Genomic DNA, 14,457 nt, shown 5'->3' on the forward strand with positions numbered 1-14,457 from the left:
CTGGCGGGTTCAGTTCCAGCCGCCGCGCCAGCCGTCGCGGTCATGCCAACGGCGCTCACGCCACTCGCGCTCGCGCCACTCACGGCGGCGCCATTCGTGTTCGCGCCATTCGCGCGCACGCCAGTCGTCGTCACGGTAACCCACCGGCGCGTACATGACCGGCGGAGGGGGCGCCACATAGACCGGCTCCGGTGCCGCGTAGACGCCCGGCACGCCGATGCCGACCGACAGGTCGACGTGGGCCGATGCGACGCCCGAAGCTGCCAGCGCCGCTACACCGAGAACTGCACCGAGAATAAGTTTCTTGCTCATCTCGCGACTCCCTGCACGTGTCGTGCTTCATGTGAATACGGTTCGGAGTCTAGGCACCCTGCGCTGACACAGGTGAAACCGGTCTGCGAGAGCGGTAACGGGCGATTACGGGTGGCCGCGAAGCCTTGTGGGACAAGGATGACGAGTGATTCGACACGCCGTTGCAAAGGCGCGTCGAATCGGTAAAGGCGGGAAGTTTTGCCGATTCGCGTCGCGGCGACACGGGCAGCACACGCACCGCACGCACGCCGTGCGCGCGGTCCGCAACGGCGCAACGACCCAACAACGTCAAGCGCGGATATCGTCGACGCTGCGCAGCCAGTGCACGCTGAACAGGTTGTCCGCATCGGTCCACACGGTGTCGGGCTCGAAGCCCGCACGCCGTGCGATCGCATGGAAGCCGTCGATCGTGAACTTGTGCGAGTTCTCCGTGTGGATGCGCTCGCCGGCGTCGAAGCGGAACGCATGGCCGCGCACGTGCACCGTCTGCGCGATATCGCTGACGAGATGCATCTCGATGCGCTGCCGCTCGCGATCGTAGAACGCGCAGTGCGAGAACGCGTCGAGATCGAAGTCCGCGCCGAGTTCCGCATTCGCGCGGGCGAGCAGGTTCAGGTTGAACTGCGCGGTCACGCCCTGCGCGTCGTTGTACGCGTCGTGCAGCGTGCGCTCGTCCTTCACGAGATCCGCGCCGACCAGCAGGCCGCCGCCGCGCAACAGCCGCGCGGCGTCGCGCAGGAACGCGTCGGCTTCCTCCGGCGAGAAGTTGCCGATCGTCGAGCCGGGGAAGAAGCCGATGCGACGGCGCGGCGTTTCGGTCAGCTCGGCCAGTTGTTCGGCCTTCGTGTAGTCGGCCGCGATCGGCGCGACGTCGAGCCACGGATACGCGGCACGCAGCCGCGCCGCGGCGCCGTGCAGGTAGTCGGCCGAGATGTCGATCGGCACGTAGCGCGCCGGCGCGTTCGCGTAGTTGTCCGCGCATGCATCGAGCAGCACGCGGATCTTCTCGAGCGAACCCGCGCCGAATTCGACGATGTCCGCATGCGGGCCGACGCGCCGCACGATCTCCGCCGCGCGGTCGCGCAGGATGCCGAGCTCGGTACGCGTCGGGTAGTACTCCGGCAGTTCGCAGATGCGGTCGAACAGCGCGGAGCCGGCCGCATCGTAGAAGTATTTCGGCGAAATGCTGCGCGGCGTGCGCGACAGTCCGTCGATCAGGTCGCGCTCGAACGCGCTCGGCCGCGAATCGCGGGCGGGTTGCAGGCCACCGCTCGTGGCCGTCAGATCAGACGTCTCGCGCAAGTCGCACTCCCGTGAATTGCCAGCGCGCGGCCGGCGGAAAGAAATTGCGGTACGTCGGCCGTTCGTGCCCCGGCGGCGTCGCGATGCTGCTGCCACGCAGGACCTGCTGGCCGACCATGAACTTGCCGTTGTATTCGGCAGCCACCCCGGCGAGCGGCCGAAAGCCCGGATACGGCTCGTAGGACGAACGCGTCCACTGCCATACGTGCCCGAGCATCTGCTGCATGCCGTCCGTGCCGAACGCGGCTTCCCATTCGAACTCCGTCGGCAAGCGTGCGCCGGCCCATTCCGCATAGGCGGCCGCTTCGTAAAAACTCACATGGCAGACGGGCGCATCGGGCGCGAGCGGTTCCACGCCGTGCAGGCCGAACGCGCGCCATGCATGGACGGATTTGGCATCGCCGTCGTCGTCGCGCATCCAGTACGGGGGCGCCGACCACCCTTCCCGCTGCACCGTTGCCCATCCGTCGGACAGCCAGTATTCGGGGCGTTCGTAGCCGCCGTCGGCGATGAAGGCCGCGAATTCCGCATTCGTCACGAGACGGTTCGCGATCTCGCACGGTCGCACCAGCGCCGTATGACGCGGCCGTTCGTTGTCGAACGAGAACGCGTCGCCGTCGTGGCCGATCTCGACGAGACCGCCCGGCTGATGCAGCCAGCGCAACGGGCCGGCGTCGCCTGCGGCCAAGGCGTGCGTGGCGGCGCCGTCGCGTGGCCGGAAGGCAGGCTTCAACGGGTTGCACGAGAACGCATGCAGCATGTCCGTGACGATCAGCTCCTGATGCTGCTGCTCGTGATGCAGGCCCAGCTCGACCTCGGGCGCGATCGCGGCGAGCAACGCCGGATCGGCATCGTCGAGCGCGCGCAGCATCGCTTCGTCGACGTACTGCCGGTACGCATGCACGTCATCGAGCGACGGACGCGTGAGCAGCCCGCGCTGCGGCCGCGGATGGCGCGGCCCGAGCGCTTCGTAATAGGAATTGAAGAGGAACTGGAAGGCCGCGTCGAACGGCGCGTAGCCGGGCACGCGGCGCATCAGCACGACGGTTTCGAAGAACCAGGTCGTATGCGCGAGATGCCATTTCACCGGACTCGCGTCGGGCATCGACTGCACGGCCTGGTCTTCGGCGGATAGCGTCGCGGTCAACGCGAGGCTATGGGCGCGCACGTCCTGATAACGGCGCTGAAGCTGGGATGCAAGGAGGCTCATCGGTTTACCGTTCACGTCGCGATTCGCTGCGTTGCGTTGCCGGAAAAAGGAAAGCCTTGCGCTCGAATGCGCGCGGCTGACGTGCGACCTTCGTTGCTGCGTCGTCGGGCAGCCGGCGCGCGCGCCGGGCCGCTGATGCGGCATCACTTCTTCTGCCCGTGCAGAACAGTATGGGCCAGAAATGTGAACGTCGCGAATCGGATTTCGGGCGAAACAAAGGCGAAAGAAAAATGAAAGAATTTACCCCGTCCGGCTCGGCGGCATGACGAACCGTCGACGCCCGTCATCGCGGGGCTCGGCCACTCTAACGCAATGTGCATGCCTGCGCATGCGCGCTACCGACGCCTCATGACAGCCATGCGGCGCGGATGAAAGGTCGATGGCGCGGCTTCGCCGGAGCAACGGCGTCATGCGGGCGATGTCGGATCCCGATCCGCGCGCGGGTGTCGCGGGCATCGGCGCCACGTTCGACCCCGCATGCTTCCCGGCCTTTGAAAAATTTTTTGCGTCGATGTCACGCGCGCGGGGTGCTCGCTCGTCATATCACCGGAACCCACACGAAAGGAGAAGGAACCATGACTGCGAAACTCAATCCGTTTGCCGCCGCCCCTGCGCTGATGAAGAGCTGGATGACCGTGTCGGTCGCTGCTGCCGGGAGCCTCGAGCCGACGCTGATCGAGCTGGTCAAGATCCGCGCATCGCAGATCAACGCGTGTGCGAACTGCCTTAACATGCACACCGTCGAGGCGCGCGAGCAAGGCGAGACCGAGCAGCGCATCAACCTGCTGGCCGCCTGGCGCGAAGCGCCCTGCTACACCGACCGCGAACGCGCGGCGCTCGGCTGGACCGACGCGCTCACGCGGCTGTCGGAGGGCCATGGCGCGCATGAGGCCGCGTATGCGGCGCTGAACGACCACTTCAGCCAGGAGGAACAGGTGAAACTCACGCTGATGATCAACGTGATCAACGGCTGGAACCGACTTGCCGTCGGCTTCGGGCTGTGGGTCGATCCGGCCGAGGCGAAGGCCGCGGCCGCGAAGATGGTGGCCTGATGACGAGCGTCGATCCGGCCACGGGCAGTGCCGAAGACCGGGCCGACGCAGCGGCGAGCTTCGACCCGCTGCGTCGCACGCTGATCCGCGTCGCGTATCGAATGCTCGGTTCCGTCGCGGACGCCGAGGACATGGTGCAGGAGGCGTTCATCCGCTGGATGGACGTCGATCGCACCGAGGTGCGCGTGCCCGAGGCGTTCCTGCGCCGCATGGTGATGCGCATGTGCCTCGATCAGCTGAAGTCCGCGCGGCACCAGCGCGAGACCTATATCGGCCCGTGGCTGCCCGAGCCGGTCGTCGAGGAAGATGAACAGGAGGATGTCACGCTGCCGCTGATGCTCGCGCTCGAACGGCTATCGCCGCTGGAGCGCGCGGCGTTTCTGCTGCACGACGTGTTCGGCCTCGAGTTCGACGAGATCGCGACGACGATCCAGCGCGACCCGGCTGCATGTCGGCAGCTTGCCGCGCGCGCACGCACGCATGTGCGCGAGGCGCGGCCGCGGTTCCAGGTCGAGAAGCAGCGCGGGATCGAGCTGGCCGAGGCGTTCTTCGCGGCGTCCCGCAGCGGCGACATGCGCGCGCTCGGCGCGATGCTCGCCGAGGACGTGAGCCTGCATTCGGACGGCGGCGGCAAGCGCGCGGCCGCGGGCAAGCCGGTGTTCGGCTTCGAACGCGTGATGAAGGTGCACGAATACCTGGCCGAGCTGTTCGCCACGCATGCGTCGAAACTCGTACGTGCCGGGTTCATCAACGGGCTGCCGGGGTTCGTCACGCTGGAGGCCGACGGCGAGCTGCAGACGACCGCGCTCGACATCGACGACGGGAAGATCGTCGCGATCTATGTCGTGCGTAATCCTGACAAATTGAAGCATCTGCATTGAGGGTGGCCGGTGGGCGCGCTGCGCCCGCTTGCCCTGCTCCGCGCCCTACCTTGTCAATTGCCTGCTGCTTGCAGCGCGTGAATCGCACGATGCATCGTGCACTGGCATGCGCAGTTTCGGCCGCAAAAAGAAAAACGCCACGCGAGGTTGCCGCGTGGCGTTTGTATGTTTGGCGAGCCGGATTGCCTGTAGGCAATTCGCGCTGCCGGACCCCTTCATTTTGTTCGTTGGTAGGCTCGATTGGATTCGAACCAACGACCCCCACCATGTCAAGGTGGTGCTCTAACCAACTGAGCTACGAGCCTAAGAAGCCGCGAATTATAGAGAGGGTTTTGGAGGAGCACAAGCCCCTTCGTGAAAAATTTTTGAAACGGGGATGATGCTTTTGGGGGATTTTCCGGCGCTCGAGGCAAACCGCAATCGCATCCGGGTTCATCCTCACTGCGACGCCTCACCGAGCAGGAGCTCGTTCCGTCATAATGGATTCGTCGCGAATCCGGGGCCGGGGTTGCGAACGACAATCAAGAGCAGGAACCGGCCCGTTCCGGTCACGGGGAACAGGCGCGCGTGATGCACGAAGCGCGCGCCATAATGCACGGATCAGTAGCGCCTCGTGACGACGTAGACCGCAACGTACGCGTAACGATATCGGGGTGGGTATGGTCGCGCTCAATCTCGTGATTCCCTGCTTCAACGAAGAAGCCGTGTTGCCGGAGACGGTACGCCGGCTCACGATCCTGCTTGACCGGCTTAGCCGCGACGGCATCATTGACGGCGCAAGCGGTGTGACGTTCGTCGACGACGGTTCGCACGACCGGACATGGTCGCTCATCGAAGGCTTCCATGCCGCCGATCCGCGTATCCATGGCCTCAAGTTGTCGCGCAACCACGGACACCAGAATGCGTTGCTGGCCGGTCTCATGAAAGTGAACGGCGACGTGCTGATCAGTCTCGACGCCGATCTCCAGGACGACCTCGACGCAATCCCGCGCATGCTGGGCGAATACCACTCCGGCGCCGAGATCGTATTCGGCGTGCGGCAGCGGCGCGACAGCGACGGCTTCTTCAAGCGCGTCAGCGCGCGCGGCTACTACCGGGTGCTGCGCCGCTTCGGCGTCGACATCTTGCCGGATCACGCTGACTTCCGCCTGATGAGCCGCCGAGCGATCGAAGAGTTGCGCGGCTTCCGCGAGGTCAATCTGTTCCTGCGCGGCATCGTGCCGTTGCTGGGCTTCCGTACCGCGATCGTCCACTACGACCGACAACCGCGCTTCGCCGGCGAGAGCAAATATCCGTTGGCGAGGATGATCCTGCTCGCGTCGGACGGCGTCGCGTCGTTTTCGACGAAGCCGCTGCAATGGAGCGCGTACGTTGGCGCCCTGCTCGCGCTGGCCTCGACCGTGTGCGGCGTCTGGGCGCTGTCGATCCGGTTGTTTACCGACCGCTCGGTGCCCGGCTGGGCGTCCACCGTAATCCCGATGTACTTTCTCGGCGGCCTGCAGCTGCTGTTCCTCGGCGTGATCGGCGGCTATGTCGCGAAGATCTATTCGGAGACGAAGCAACGCCCGCGCTTCATCGTCGAGAAGACGCTATGACGGGCAATCGGTGCTGTAGCGCGATGATCCGGCCCGAGGCCGGGGGCAGCGGTCTCACGCGGGGGCTCGTGCAATGGATGACAGCACGGTAAGCGGCCGCCTGCCGCACGCGTGGCCGTATCGCGCAGCCGATCGCGCGTTGCGCGTGTTGTTCGTTGCGACGGTCGCGGTGGCCGGTCTGCTGTTCTGGCTCGCGCCGCACCCGCCGATGGTCGATCTTCCGCAGCATGCGGCGCAGGTCGCCACGCTGCACGACATGCTGCGCGGCCAGTCGCCATGGGCGCCATTGCTGCGGATCAATCTGTTTACGCCCTACCTGCTCGGCTATGGCGCGGCGGCCGCACTGTCGTTCGTGATGCCTGTCACCGCCGCATTCAAGGTCATGCTGACGCTGTCGTTCTACGGTTTCGTCGCCGCGTACGTCGCGCTGCGCCGGCGTCTCGGTACGGATCCGCGTCTCGACTGGCTGTGCGTGCCCGGGTTCTTCGGCTTCGCGTATGAATTCGGCCTCTATTCGTACCTGGTCGCCACGCCGGTCGCGATGGTCTTCCTCGCGCTCGCGCTCGACTATGCCGAGCGGCCCACCTTGCGGCGCGGCGCCGTGCTGGCGTTCGTGAATCTTGCGCTGTTTTTCTCGCACGGGCTGATCTTCGTGTTCGCGAACGCGATCGGCGGATTGTTCCTGCTCGTGCGCCGGCCCGGCACGTTTTCGCGCGCACTGCTCGTCGCGTGGCCGTATGCGGCGCTCGCGCTTGTCACCGTGCTGTACGCGGTGTTGCATCGAGACGTCGATCTGGCGCCGATGTATCCGTTCACCGTGATCTGGACCATCAATCCACTGGCCAGAATACTTTCCGCCATGTTCTATCCGTTGGGTATTACCGCCGACAACGGTTTACTGCTGGCCTTTCTGCTGATCGTCGCCGCACCGTTCCTGATGGCGTCGAAGGCAAACCGACACATCACCGCCTATGTACCGGCGCTCGTTGTGACCATCGTCTGGTTCGGTGTGCCGCTGTTCGCGATCAACACGTTCTTCCTGTTTCCGCGCTTCGCGCTGTTCCTGCTTCCGTTCTATGCATTGATGTTTCGGGCGCCCGAGCCCGCCGAATCGGCTCGAGCGGGTACGCCCTGGCTCGCGCTGATGACGCAACTGATCCTTGCCGGGATCTGCGCCGGCTTCGTCGCGCAGCAAGGCGTGCGTGCGGTGCGCTTCGCCGACGAGAGCGCCGATTTCGACGTGGTCGCCAACGCGATCGAACCGGCGCAGCGCGGCCTCGGGATCATCGTCGACCGGGCGAGCGTGGCCGCGGACAACCCGTTTGTCTACGAAAACTTTCCGGTCTGGTATCAGGCCGAGCATCGCGGATTCGTCGATTTCAATGCCGCGCGGTTCCCGCCGCAGATCGTCCGTTTTCGGCTCGACCAGTTGCCCGGCGTCGGGCCGTCCGACGTCTCGCCGTTGCCGCTGTACAGGCATTTCAACTGGCAGCAACACCAGGGGCGCCTATACCGGTATTTTTTCGTCCGCGCAGAGACACCGCTGCCGGACGCGTTTTTCGCCAATCCGGACTGTCGCGTCGTGCGCGTGAAGACAGCGGGCGAATGGTCGGTGTATGAGAAGCAAGCTTGTCGGAGCGATTGATTACACTGCCGTCACATGAGGTGCGTTGCGTCGCGCCACGCGACTTGCACCGATCGCGCCATCGGGAGATTGCGATGCCACCTGGATTCATAGCGGACGATGCGCCGCGGCCGTATGACGAGACGTTCTACCGGTATCAGCGCGAAGGATCGGTACGGTCCGCGCGCGGCGTACTGCCAGGCGTCAATGCAGTGCTGAGGCCTGCGAGCATCCTCGACGTCGGTTGCGGCGCCGGAGCATGGCTCAGCGTGCATCGCGAGTTCGGCGTGCAGGACTTCACCGGCATCGACGGCGACTATGTGGATCGTTCGGTGCTGATGTTCGACCCCGCCCGCTTCGTGCCGGCCGATATTTCGAAGCGCTTCGATCTCGGACGAGCGTTCGATCTCGTCCAGTGCCTTGAAGTCGGCGAGCACGTACCGAAGGCATCCAGCGAGGTACTCGTCGACAATCTCGTCCGGCATGGCAAACACGTGCTGTTTTCTGCCGCCGTGCCCGGCCAGGGCGGCGAAAACCACATCAACGAGCAGCGCTACGAATTCTGGCGCGACCTGTTCGCGCGCCACGGCTACCAGCTGTTCGATTTCGTACGGCCGCTAATTGCGGCGGATACGCGCATCGAGCCGTGGTACCGCTACAACCTGCTCTTTTTCGTTGCCGCCGACGAAGTGGAACGGCTGCCGGACGCCATCAAACAACACCGCATTGACCGCCGTTCGAGCGTACCGGACGTATCGCCGCCCGGCTACAAGGCACGCAAGTTCGTGCTGCGCTGGCTGCCGGTGCGCGCGAAGACCGGGATCGCCATCCTGAAGAGCCGCATGGTCACAAACCGATTGAAGCGCAACGAGGGAGACAGGTGAAACTATCCGTCTACGTTCTCATTCTGGCTGGCGTATTCCTCGCGGCAACCGGTCAGATCGCGTTCAAGCTCGGTGCCGACGGACGCCACGCGTTAGCTGAATTCATCAATGTGTGGGTCGCGCTCGGGTTGCTCTGCTACGGCGCGGGCACGGTGCTCTGGATCTTCGCATTGAGCAAGGCCGGGCTCACGGTCGTCTATCCGTTTACCGCACTCACGTTCGTGCTCGTCTTTCTCGCCGGAATCGTGTTCTTCAGCGAGCGCGTGTCGTATGCGCAATGGGGCGGCGTCGCGATGATCCTCGGCGGCCTGTACCTGATCGCTGTGGTTCGATAGAGGGCGGAATTGAGGCGCAACTTATCCACAGCCCTCTCTGGATAACCATCCGGCAAGCCTCTGGATTCACAGTGGAACGATTGAGGATATGTCGGCGCGGCTGTGAATCTGCGAAAAGTTGTTCTGTGCTGCACAGAGCTTTGAGTGTTCATTGCCTGTGGTTGTGCATTCCACTTCGTGCTGAAAATTCAGAACGTTACGGTGGTTATCCACTGTGAGGCCGCATGCTTGTTAACTATCACTACGTATGTATACGAACACTGTTAACACCATTGGATAAGCACAGTCCGGCGACTGTGATCCGAGCAGACCATGCACTACGCGCAGCAAGCAGACAACCAAATCGACGGGCTGTGAGGCCTGCGGTCAATGTTCGAACGGTCATGTCTGTAGAATCGCCGGCATTCACGATGCGACGAGTTGTCGACATGACATTGGCGATCTGGGTTGACTGGCAAAGCGGTGTGGTTCACGCCGACCGCATGCGTATCGAGGTCGGCGACGACGGGCGATTGAGCGAGGGCGTCCGGCGCTTGTGTTCGCCGGTGCAGGAGCTGGAGAACGGTGCGGTGCGTTATCGCATATCGCAGAAGATCACCTTCGGTGGACATGCGGGCGAATGCTTGATCGACGTGGTTGGAGGGCGTCTGACGAGCGTGTTGATCCTGTTCGATACGATTCGCTTCCTCGATGCGAGCATCACAGAGTCGAAGATCGTTCGGTCGATCGCGAAGTCGTCGGGACTGGCTGTGGTGAGCGCGCATCCCACAGAGGCACGACTCGAGCCGTGTTCGTGGGGCGTGGCGGAGTTTCGCTACGATCCCAGGCAAGGGGATGTGAGTTTGGAGATGCGGTTTCGTGGCGACTGAATCACGCTGGCTGGTCAAGGTGTTGTAGTTGGTGGCCGATACGAATCCACCGATGGAGGCAGCGCCGGATGAGTCGGCGTGGTTGAGGACTGCTCATGCGACAGTTTGTGTTTCAGGAAACAGGTGACGAGATGCCGCTGATAAATTGCCCGTCTCACGGATATGTCGGCGGTGAGCTTGTGACACAAGCGGTGTCCGATCTCGTCAGGGATCGCAGCCGCTGGAGCGACAGCCGTCGGATTGTGCCGTTGATCTTTTTGCGCGACGAAATCGAGCATCCCGGCTACATGCTCGAATCCGAAGAGACGAAAGTGCTTGCGCTGGGCGGTAAGTACGAGGGAGGGGGCGTCTACCGCTTCAACGACGACGAGTCGATGGAAGCAGCCATCGGATTGCTGACCGCAACGTGCGTTGAGTGCCTGAGGGAATTAATGGCCGTGCAGAAAGAAGGGTAGTTGAACAGGATGTCTCAGGGAGAAGGATGGCCAAACCGACCGGTGCCCCGTCGAGCTCGATACCGCGACGCTGCTCGGTCTGGCCAACGAAGCGCTCACGCGTGTGAACAACCTGAACGCAACTAAATCGAAACCCTGTGCATCGGCTCGGTGAGAGCGGTGTGGATATCACCCGCTAAAGCCACTCGAAATCCTGTGCAACCCAAAGGTGAGCGATTCGACAAGGGAGGGTATGCGAAGCCGTTGCAGCCGATGTGGATATCCAGCGCCGAAACGACGCCAAACCCTGTGAGACCGAAACCGAAGAGCGCCCGCCCATCCACGAACGCATCGAGACGATCTGAGCGGTGTGGATAACCAATACGAAAACGAATCCCAATGCTGTGAACCCGAACGGTGAGCGTGAGCGCTTTCGGGCTGGCTGAGCCGCCGGGGCCGGCCCGCGGACCACGCTCCGCGCATTGTCTCGCTCAAATCTGCTGATCGAGCGCCCGCACAACGGCTTGTTCGCCGAGATTGACCGCCGGCCCCACCAGCGCAAAATTAATCCCATTCACCGACCCATACCGCGCCAGCAACGCCCCATCCACGCGTTGCCCAGCCGGCAACAGCCGATGTTTCGATTCCGCTGGCCGGAGATAGAAGCTGAGCGTCCGTCCGGCATTGTCTTCATAGAGCACCATCGCGGCCGTGGCCCCGCTGTCCGTCGTAAATAACCGCCCGCCAACCGGCTTGAACCCCGCCGCACTCAAATCCGGCAGCTTCGCCGAAGCGCCCACGCGTCTGGTGAGCCAGCCCTGCAAATCGCCCGCACTCGTCGGCCGGAAATCCACCTTCGCGACCTGGTCGACCACCATCATCCGGTAAGCCTCGAGCGCATCGCTCATCGGCGCGATCGGCGGCGCCGCGTTCCACCCGCGCGCCTGCCACCCACCGAACGTCCCCAGCCCGATACAGAACACGAACGAAGCCGCGATCGCGAACCGCATCCGCGAGCGCTCCGCACGCCGCGCACGAATCGCCGCCGGATCGAGTTCAGGATTCTCGCCCGGCATCCGCACACTCTCGAGCGCGGCCCGCAACCGCTGCGCATCCTGCTGCCAGCGCTTCACCTGTTCCGCACTCTCCGGATGCAGCGCGAGATATCGCTCGACCGCGGCACGCGCATCGTCGTCGAGCTGGCCGTCGACATAGGCCTGGAGATCGTGTTCGTCGGGACGGAGGTTGTTCATTTCATCAACCGGAGAGAAGGGGCGGGAAGCTCGCCGTCGCTGAGCTGGCGCAGCGCCTGACGCGCGCGCGAGAGTCGCGACATCACGGTGCCGATCGGCACGTCGAGCAGGTCGGCGACTTCTTGATACGTGAAGCCCTCGACCGCGACGAGCAGAAGCAGGCTGCGCTGCTCGTCGGACAGGCGGCCGAACGCTTCGAGCGTCGCACGCGCGGCGACCTCGCGTTCGGCGGACGGCCAGTGCAGCTCGTCGTCGTCGCGAATGCGGCCGAGCATCCACGCGTAACGCTTCGCGCTGCGCTTGCCGTCGAGAAACTGCCGGTAAAGGATCGTGAAGAGCCAGCTGCGCAGCGACGCGTCGTCGCGGCGGCTCGTCCAGCGCGACAGCGCGCGCTCGAGCGTCGACTGGACGAGATCGTCTGCCGCATGAACGTCGCGCGCCAGCCAGAGCGCGAAGCGTCGCAGCCTGGGGATGAGTTCGCGCAACGCGTCGTCGTCGGGGGCGTTTGGGGGCATGGCCGGGGCGCTAGCCGATAAGCGTGGAGATTCCGCGTAGGACGCCGGTCGGCGCCGCTTATTCCGTCAGCATACGAAAAATTTCTTCATGGAATAAAGCGGCGCGTACGGCGTCCTATGCCTGTTCGACAATGATCTGACGATCGGGAGTGCATCCATGAAGCAATCTTCCTCTTCTTCGCCGCCGCGCGAACCCGGGCGCGGGTGGTGGCGCTGGGCCGTGATCGGCGGCGCGGTGGCCGGCGTGACCGTGGCGTTCGGGTATGTCGGCGGCTGGCTCGCGCCGGCGCGGCTGACCCCGCACCGAATCGTCGACGCGCTGCAGACGGCCGGCGGCGGCGCGCATCCGGGTTTCCGGCGCAATCACGCGAAGGGCGTGTGCGTGACCGGTTACTTCGAAAGCAACGGCGCCGCCAGCGCGTATTCGGTCGCGCCGTTCTTCAAGGCGGTGCGCACGCCGGTAGTCGGGCGGTTCGCGCTGCCGGGCGGGAATCCGTATGCGCCCGACAGCAGCGTGCCGATCCGCAGCCTCGCGCTGAAACTCACCGCACCGGACGGCCAGCAATGGCGGACCGGGATGAACGCGATGCCTGTGTTTCCGGTGGCCACGCCGAAGGCGTTCTACGCGCAGTTGCTCGCGACCCGGCCGGATCCGGCCACGGGCAAGCCCGATCCGGCGAAGGTGAAGGCGTTTTTCGGCGCGCATCCGGAGACGGCTGCATTCCGCGCATGGGTGAAGGGTGCGAAGCCGAGCGCGAGCTACGTCACCGAAAGTTATTACGGGCTGAACGCGTTCTACTTCGTCGACGCAGCGGGCAAGCGCCAGGCGGTGCGGTGGCGCGTCGTGCCGGAGCAGACGGCCGGCGCCGGCGACGTCGCGACGGCTGCGGATCCGAACGTGTTGCAGCAGGACCTGACGCGTCGCATCGCGGACGGTGCGCAGAAGTGGAAGCTGCTGGTCACGCTGGCGGCGCCCGGCGATCCGGTGGACGACGCGACGAAGGTGTGGCCCACGCAGCGCACGACGATCGACGCGGGCACGCTCGTGCTCGATCGCGTGGAGCCGCAGGACAGCGGGCCGTGCCGCGATGTGAATTACGACCCGACGGTATTGCCGCAGGGGATTCAGGTATCGGGGGATCCGTTGCTGGCGGCGCGGTCGGCGGCGTATGCGGATTCGTATCTGCGCAGGACGAGTGAAGAGGCCGGCGTGGCCGGTGCGGCGCGGTTGAGTGCGGAGGGACGGTGATGAAGGCGACTACGACGTTTAGCTTGCCGGCGAGGGTGCTGCATTGGGTGATGGCCGCGATGATTCTCACGATGTTGTTTATTGGCGTGGGAATGGTGGCGTCCGTTTCCGGGCGGCATGATTTCCTCGTGGCTTTGCATAAGCCGCTGGGGGTTGCGGTGCTGGTACTGGTTTGTGTGCGGATCGTGGTGCGCTTCGTGTCGAAGCCGCCGGCGTTGCCCGCGGATCTGCCCGTCTGGCAGAAGGTGGCCGCGCATGGGTCGCATCTCGTGCTGTATGCGCTGATGGTCGCGATGCCGCTGATCGGCTGGGCGATGCTGTCGGCTGGGGGGTATCCGGTGACGTTGGGCGGCGGTGTGCAGTTGCCGGCACTGGTTTCGGCGGATCCGGTGACATTTGCCTGGCTCCGGGTCGCGCACCGGCTGCTGGCCTACCTGTTCTTCGCTACGTTCGTCGCGCACTTTGCGGCCGCGCTGTATCACGGCTTGATCCGGAGGGATGGGGTGGTGAGGGCGATGGTGGGGCGGTGAGCGACGGAGGGTTGCGTTCCATGCGGCAGGGCTGTTCACGGGCAACCGAGGCAGCTTCTGCCGAGTCGCTTCTATAAGTATCGGGGGACGGCTCAACGGCTCCCCGGCACCGCTTGTAAAAAAATTTTCACAAAAGGGTTGCGGAGACGAGGGCGGGTGCATAGAATCACGCCTCTTTCGCGCTAACGGAAACACGGCGCGGGGAGAAAGAAGGGAAGCGGTGCAATTGAGATTGGTTTTAGCGATCTCGGCGCACATTGAGTTGAATCCCAACCGTCGCAACGAATTAGTTAAATAAGTTGTTGACGAGTTGAAAAAAACACCTCATAATCTCGCTTCTCTGCTGCTGAAAACGCAGCGCTGCTGAGAAACAGAAGGTTTCTCGCAGAAATGCTCTTTAAAAATTAACAGC

At 64.1% G+C, this 14,457-nt stretch carries 15 protein-coding genes and 1 tRNA gene; 10 read left to right on the top strand and 6 right to left on the bottom strand.

Annotated features, from left to right (window positions below; translation table 11 throughout):
* Positions 1 to 9: 9 nt before the first annotated feature.
* From SB771_RS29270 to egtB, 3 genes are all read right to left on the bottom strand, one after another.
* Positions 10 to 312 carry a hypothetical protein gene (locus SB771_RS29270; RefSeq protein WP_175661299.1) on the bottom strand — a complete coding sequence of 101 codons (303 nt, stop codon included), beginning with the start codon at positions 310 to 312 and terminating at the stop codon, positions 10 to 12.
* 288 nt (positions 313 to 600) lie between these two features.
* A complete protein-coding gene (gene egtD, locus SB771_RS29275; protein WP_012362707.1) occupies positions 601 to 1,614 on the bottom strand; it encodes an L-histidine N(alpha)-methyltransferase in 1,014 nt (337 codons plus the stop codon).
* The gene (gene egtB / locus SB771_RS29280) at positions 1,598 to 2,824 is read right to left on the bottom strand and encodes an ergothioneine biosynthesis protein EgtB (protein WP_175661298.1); all 1,227 of its coding nucleotides are present in this window, start codon (positions 2,822 to 2,824) and stop codon (positions 1,598 to 1,600) included. The genes egtD and egtB overlap by 17 nt, the downstream gene beginning before the upstream one ends.
* 575 nt (positions 2,825 to 3,399) lie before the next feature.
* On the opposite strand from egtB, the gene SB771_RS29285 reads away from it, so the two are divergent.
* Together SB771_RS29285 and SB771_RS29290 are read left to right on the top strand one after the other, a co-directional pair.
* A complete protein-coding gene (locus tag SB771_RS29285) occupies positions 3,400 to 3,876 on the top strand; it encodes a carboxymuconolactone decarboxylase family protein (RefSeq protein WP_124663878.1) in 477 nt (158 codons plus the stop codon).
* Positions 3,876 to 4,757 carry a sigma-70 family RNA polymerase sigma factor gene (locus SB771_RS29290; RefSeq protein WP_175661297.1) on the top strand — a complete coding sequence of 294 codons (882 nt, stop codon included), beginning with the start codon at positions 3,876 to 3,878 and terminating at the stop codon, positions 4,755 to 4,757. Before SB771_RS29285 ends, SB771_RS29290 begins: the two co-directional genes overlap by 1 nt.
* Before the next feature lie 228 nt (positions 4,758 to 4,985).
* Here SB771_RS29290 and SB771_RS29295 read toward each other — a convergent pair.
* Positions 4,986 to 5,062, bottom strand: a tRNA-Val gene (locus SB771_RS29295).
* A gap of 354 nt (positions 5,063 to 5,416) precedes the next feature.
* On the opposite strand from SB771_RS29295, the gene SB771_RS29300 reads away from it, so the two are divergent.
* The 6 genes from SB771_RS29300 to SB771_RS29325 all read left to right on the top strand — a co-directional run bounded on the left by SB771_RS29300 (position 5,417) and on the right by SB771_RS29325 (position 10,519).
* On the top strand, positions 5,417 to 6,352 hold the full coding sequence (locus tag SB771_RS29300; protein WP_175661296.1) for a glycosyltransferase family 2 protein: 936 nt from the start codon (positions 5,417 to 5,419) through the stop codon (positions 6,350 to 6,352).
* A 73-nt stretch (positions 6,353 to 6,425) separates the two neighbouring features.
* Positions 6,426 to 7,997: a hypothetical protein gene (locus SB771_RS29305; protein ID WP_175661295.1), complete on the top strand. Its 1,572-nt coding sequence runs from the start codon at positions 6,426 to 6,428 to the stop codon at positions 7,995 to 7,997.
* Positions 7,998 to 8,071: 74 nt separating this feature from the next.
* On the top strand, positions 8,072 to 8,860 hold the full coding sequence (locus tag SB771_RS29310; protein ID WP_165750740.1) for a methyltransferase domain-containing protein: 789 nt from the start codon (positions 8,072 to 8,074) through the stop codon (positions 8,858 to 8,860).
* On the top strand, positions 8,857 to 9,195 hold the full coding sequence (locus SB771_RS29315; protein ID WP_165750608.1) for an EamA family transporter: 339 nt from the start codon (positions 8,857 to 8,859) through the stop codon (positions 9,193 to 9,195). The genes SB771_RS29310 and SB771_RS29315 overlap by 4 nt, the downstream gene beginning before the upstream one ends.
* Before the next feature lie 428 nt (positions 9,196 to 9,623).
* Positions 9,624 to 10,064 carry a hypothetical protein gene (locus SB771_RS29320; RefSeq protein ID WP_175661294.1) on the top strand — a complete coding sequence of 147 codons (441 nt, stop codon included), beginning with the start codon at positions 9,624 to 9,626 and terminating at the stop codon, positions 10,062 to 10,064.
* A 95-nt stretch (positions 10,065 to 10,159) separates the two neighbouring features.
* A complete protein-coding gene (locus SB771_RS29325; RefSeq protein WP_244096814.1) occupies positions 10,160 to 10,519 on the top strand; it encodes a hypothetical protein in 360 nt (119 codons plus the stop codon).
* 470 nt (positions 10,520 to 10,989) lie between these two features.
* Here the strand turns inward: SB771_RS29325 and SB771_RS29330 are convergent, their stop codons facing one another.
* Positions 10,990 to 11,751 carry an anti-sigma factor family protein gene (locus SB771_RS29330; protein ID WP_175661293.1) on the bottom strand — a complete coding sequence of 254 codons (762 nt, stop codon included), beginning with the start codon at positions 11,749 to 11,751 and terminating at the stop codon, positions 10,990 to 10,992.
* A complete protein-coding gene (locus tag SB771_RS29335; RefSeq protein ID WP_105830786.1) occupies positions 11,748 to 12,266 on the bottom strand; it encodes a sigma-70 family RNA polymerase sigma factor in 519 nt (172 codons plus the stop codon). Before SB771_RS29335 ends, SB771_RS29330 begins: the two co-directional genes overlap by 4 nt.
* 157 nt (positions 12,267 to 12,423) lie before the next feature.
* Here SB771_RS29335 and SB771_RS29340 point away from each other — a divergent pair, with 157 nt between their 5' ends.
* On the top strand, positions 12,424 to 13,515 hold the full coding sequence (locus SB771_RS29340; RefSeq protein ID WP_175661292.1) for a catalase family peroxidase: 1,092 nt from the start codon (positions 12,424 to 12,426) through the stop codon (positions 13,513 to 13,515).
* Complete coding sequence (locus SB771_RS29345; protein WP_006757410.1) at positions 13,515 to 14,045, top strand: cytochrome b; 531 nt, start codon at positions 13,515 to 13,517, stop codon at positions 14,043 to 14,045. Before SB771_RS29340 ends, SB771_RS29345 begins: the two co-directional genes overlap by 1 nt.
* Positions 14,046 to 14,457: the final 412 nt, after the last annotated feature.

This window comes from Burkholderia sp. SIMBA_051 (genome assembly GCF_046534915.1).
In the GTDB taxonomy this organism is placed as follows: Bacteria; Pseudomonadota; Gammaproteobacteria; order Burkholderiales; family Burkholderiaceae; genus Burkholderia; species Burkholderia ambifaria.

Coding starts and splice junctions, on each gene's coding strand:
- SB771_RS29305 (WP_175661295.1), top strand. CDS start 6,426: ATGGATGACAGCACGGTAAGCGGCCGCCTGCCGCACGCGTGGCCGTAT.
- SB771_RS29345 (WP_006757410.1), top strand. CDS start 13,515: ATGAAGGCGACTACGACGTTTAGCTTGCCGGCGAGGGTGCTGCATTGG.
- SB771_RS29335 (WP_105830786.1), bottom strand. CDS start 12,266: ATGCCCCCAAACGCCCCCGACGACGACGCGTTGCGCGAACTCATCCCC.
- SB771_RS29270 (WP_175661299.1), bottom strand. CDS start 312: ATGAGCAAGAAACTTATTCTCGGTGCAGTTCTCGGTGTAGCGGCGCTG.
- SB771_RS29290 (WP_175661297.1), top strand. CDS start 3,876: ATGACGAGCGTCGATCCGGCCACGGGCAGTGCCGAAGACCGGGCCGAC.
- SB771_RS29340 (WP_175661292.1), top strand. CDS start 12,424: ATGAAGCAATCTTCCTCTTCTTCGCCGCCGCGCGAACCCGGGCGCGGG.
- SB771_RS29285 (WP_124663878.1), top strand. CDS start 3,400: ATGACTGCGAAACTCAATCCGTTTGCCGCCGCCCCTGCGCTGATGAAG.
- SB771_RS29320 (WP_175661294.1), top strand. CDS start 9,624: ATGACATTGGCGATCTGGGTTGACTGGCAAAGCGGTGTGGTTCACGCC.
- SB771_RS29330 (WP_175661293.1), bottom strand. CDS start 11,751: ATGAACAACCTCCGTCCCGACGAACACGATCTCCAGGCCTATGTCGAC.
- SB771_RS29300 (WP_175661296.1), top strand. CDS start 5,417: ATGGTCGCGCTCAATCTCGTGATTCCCTGCTTCAACGAAGAAGCCGTG.
- egtB (WP_175661298.1), bottom strand. CDS start 2,824: ATGAGCCTCCTTGCATCCCAGCTTCAGCGCCGTTATCAGGACGTGCGC.
- SB771_RS29310 (WP_165750740.1), top strand. CDS start 8,072: ATGCCACCTGGATTCATAGCGGACGATGCGCCGCGGCCGTATGACGAG.
- SB771_RS29325 (WP_244096814.1), top strand. CDS start 10,160: ATGCGACAGTTTGTGTTTCAGGAAACAGGTGACGAGATGCCGCTGATA.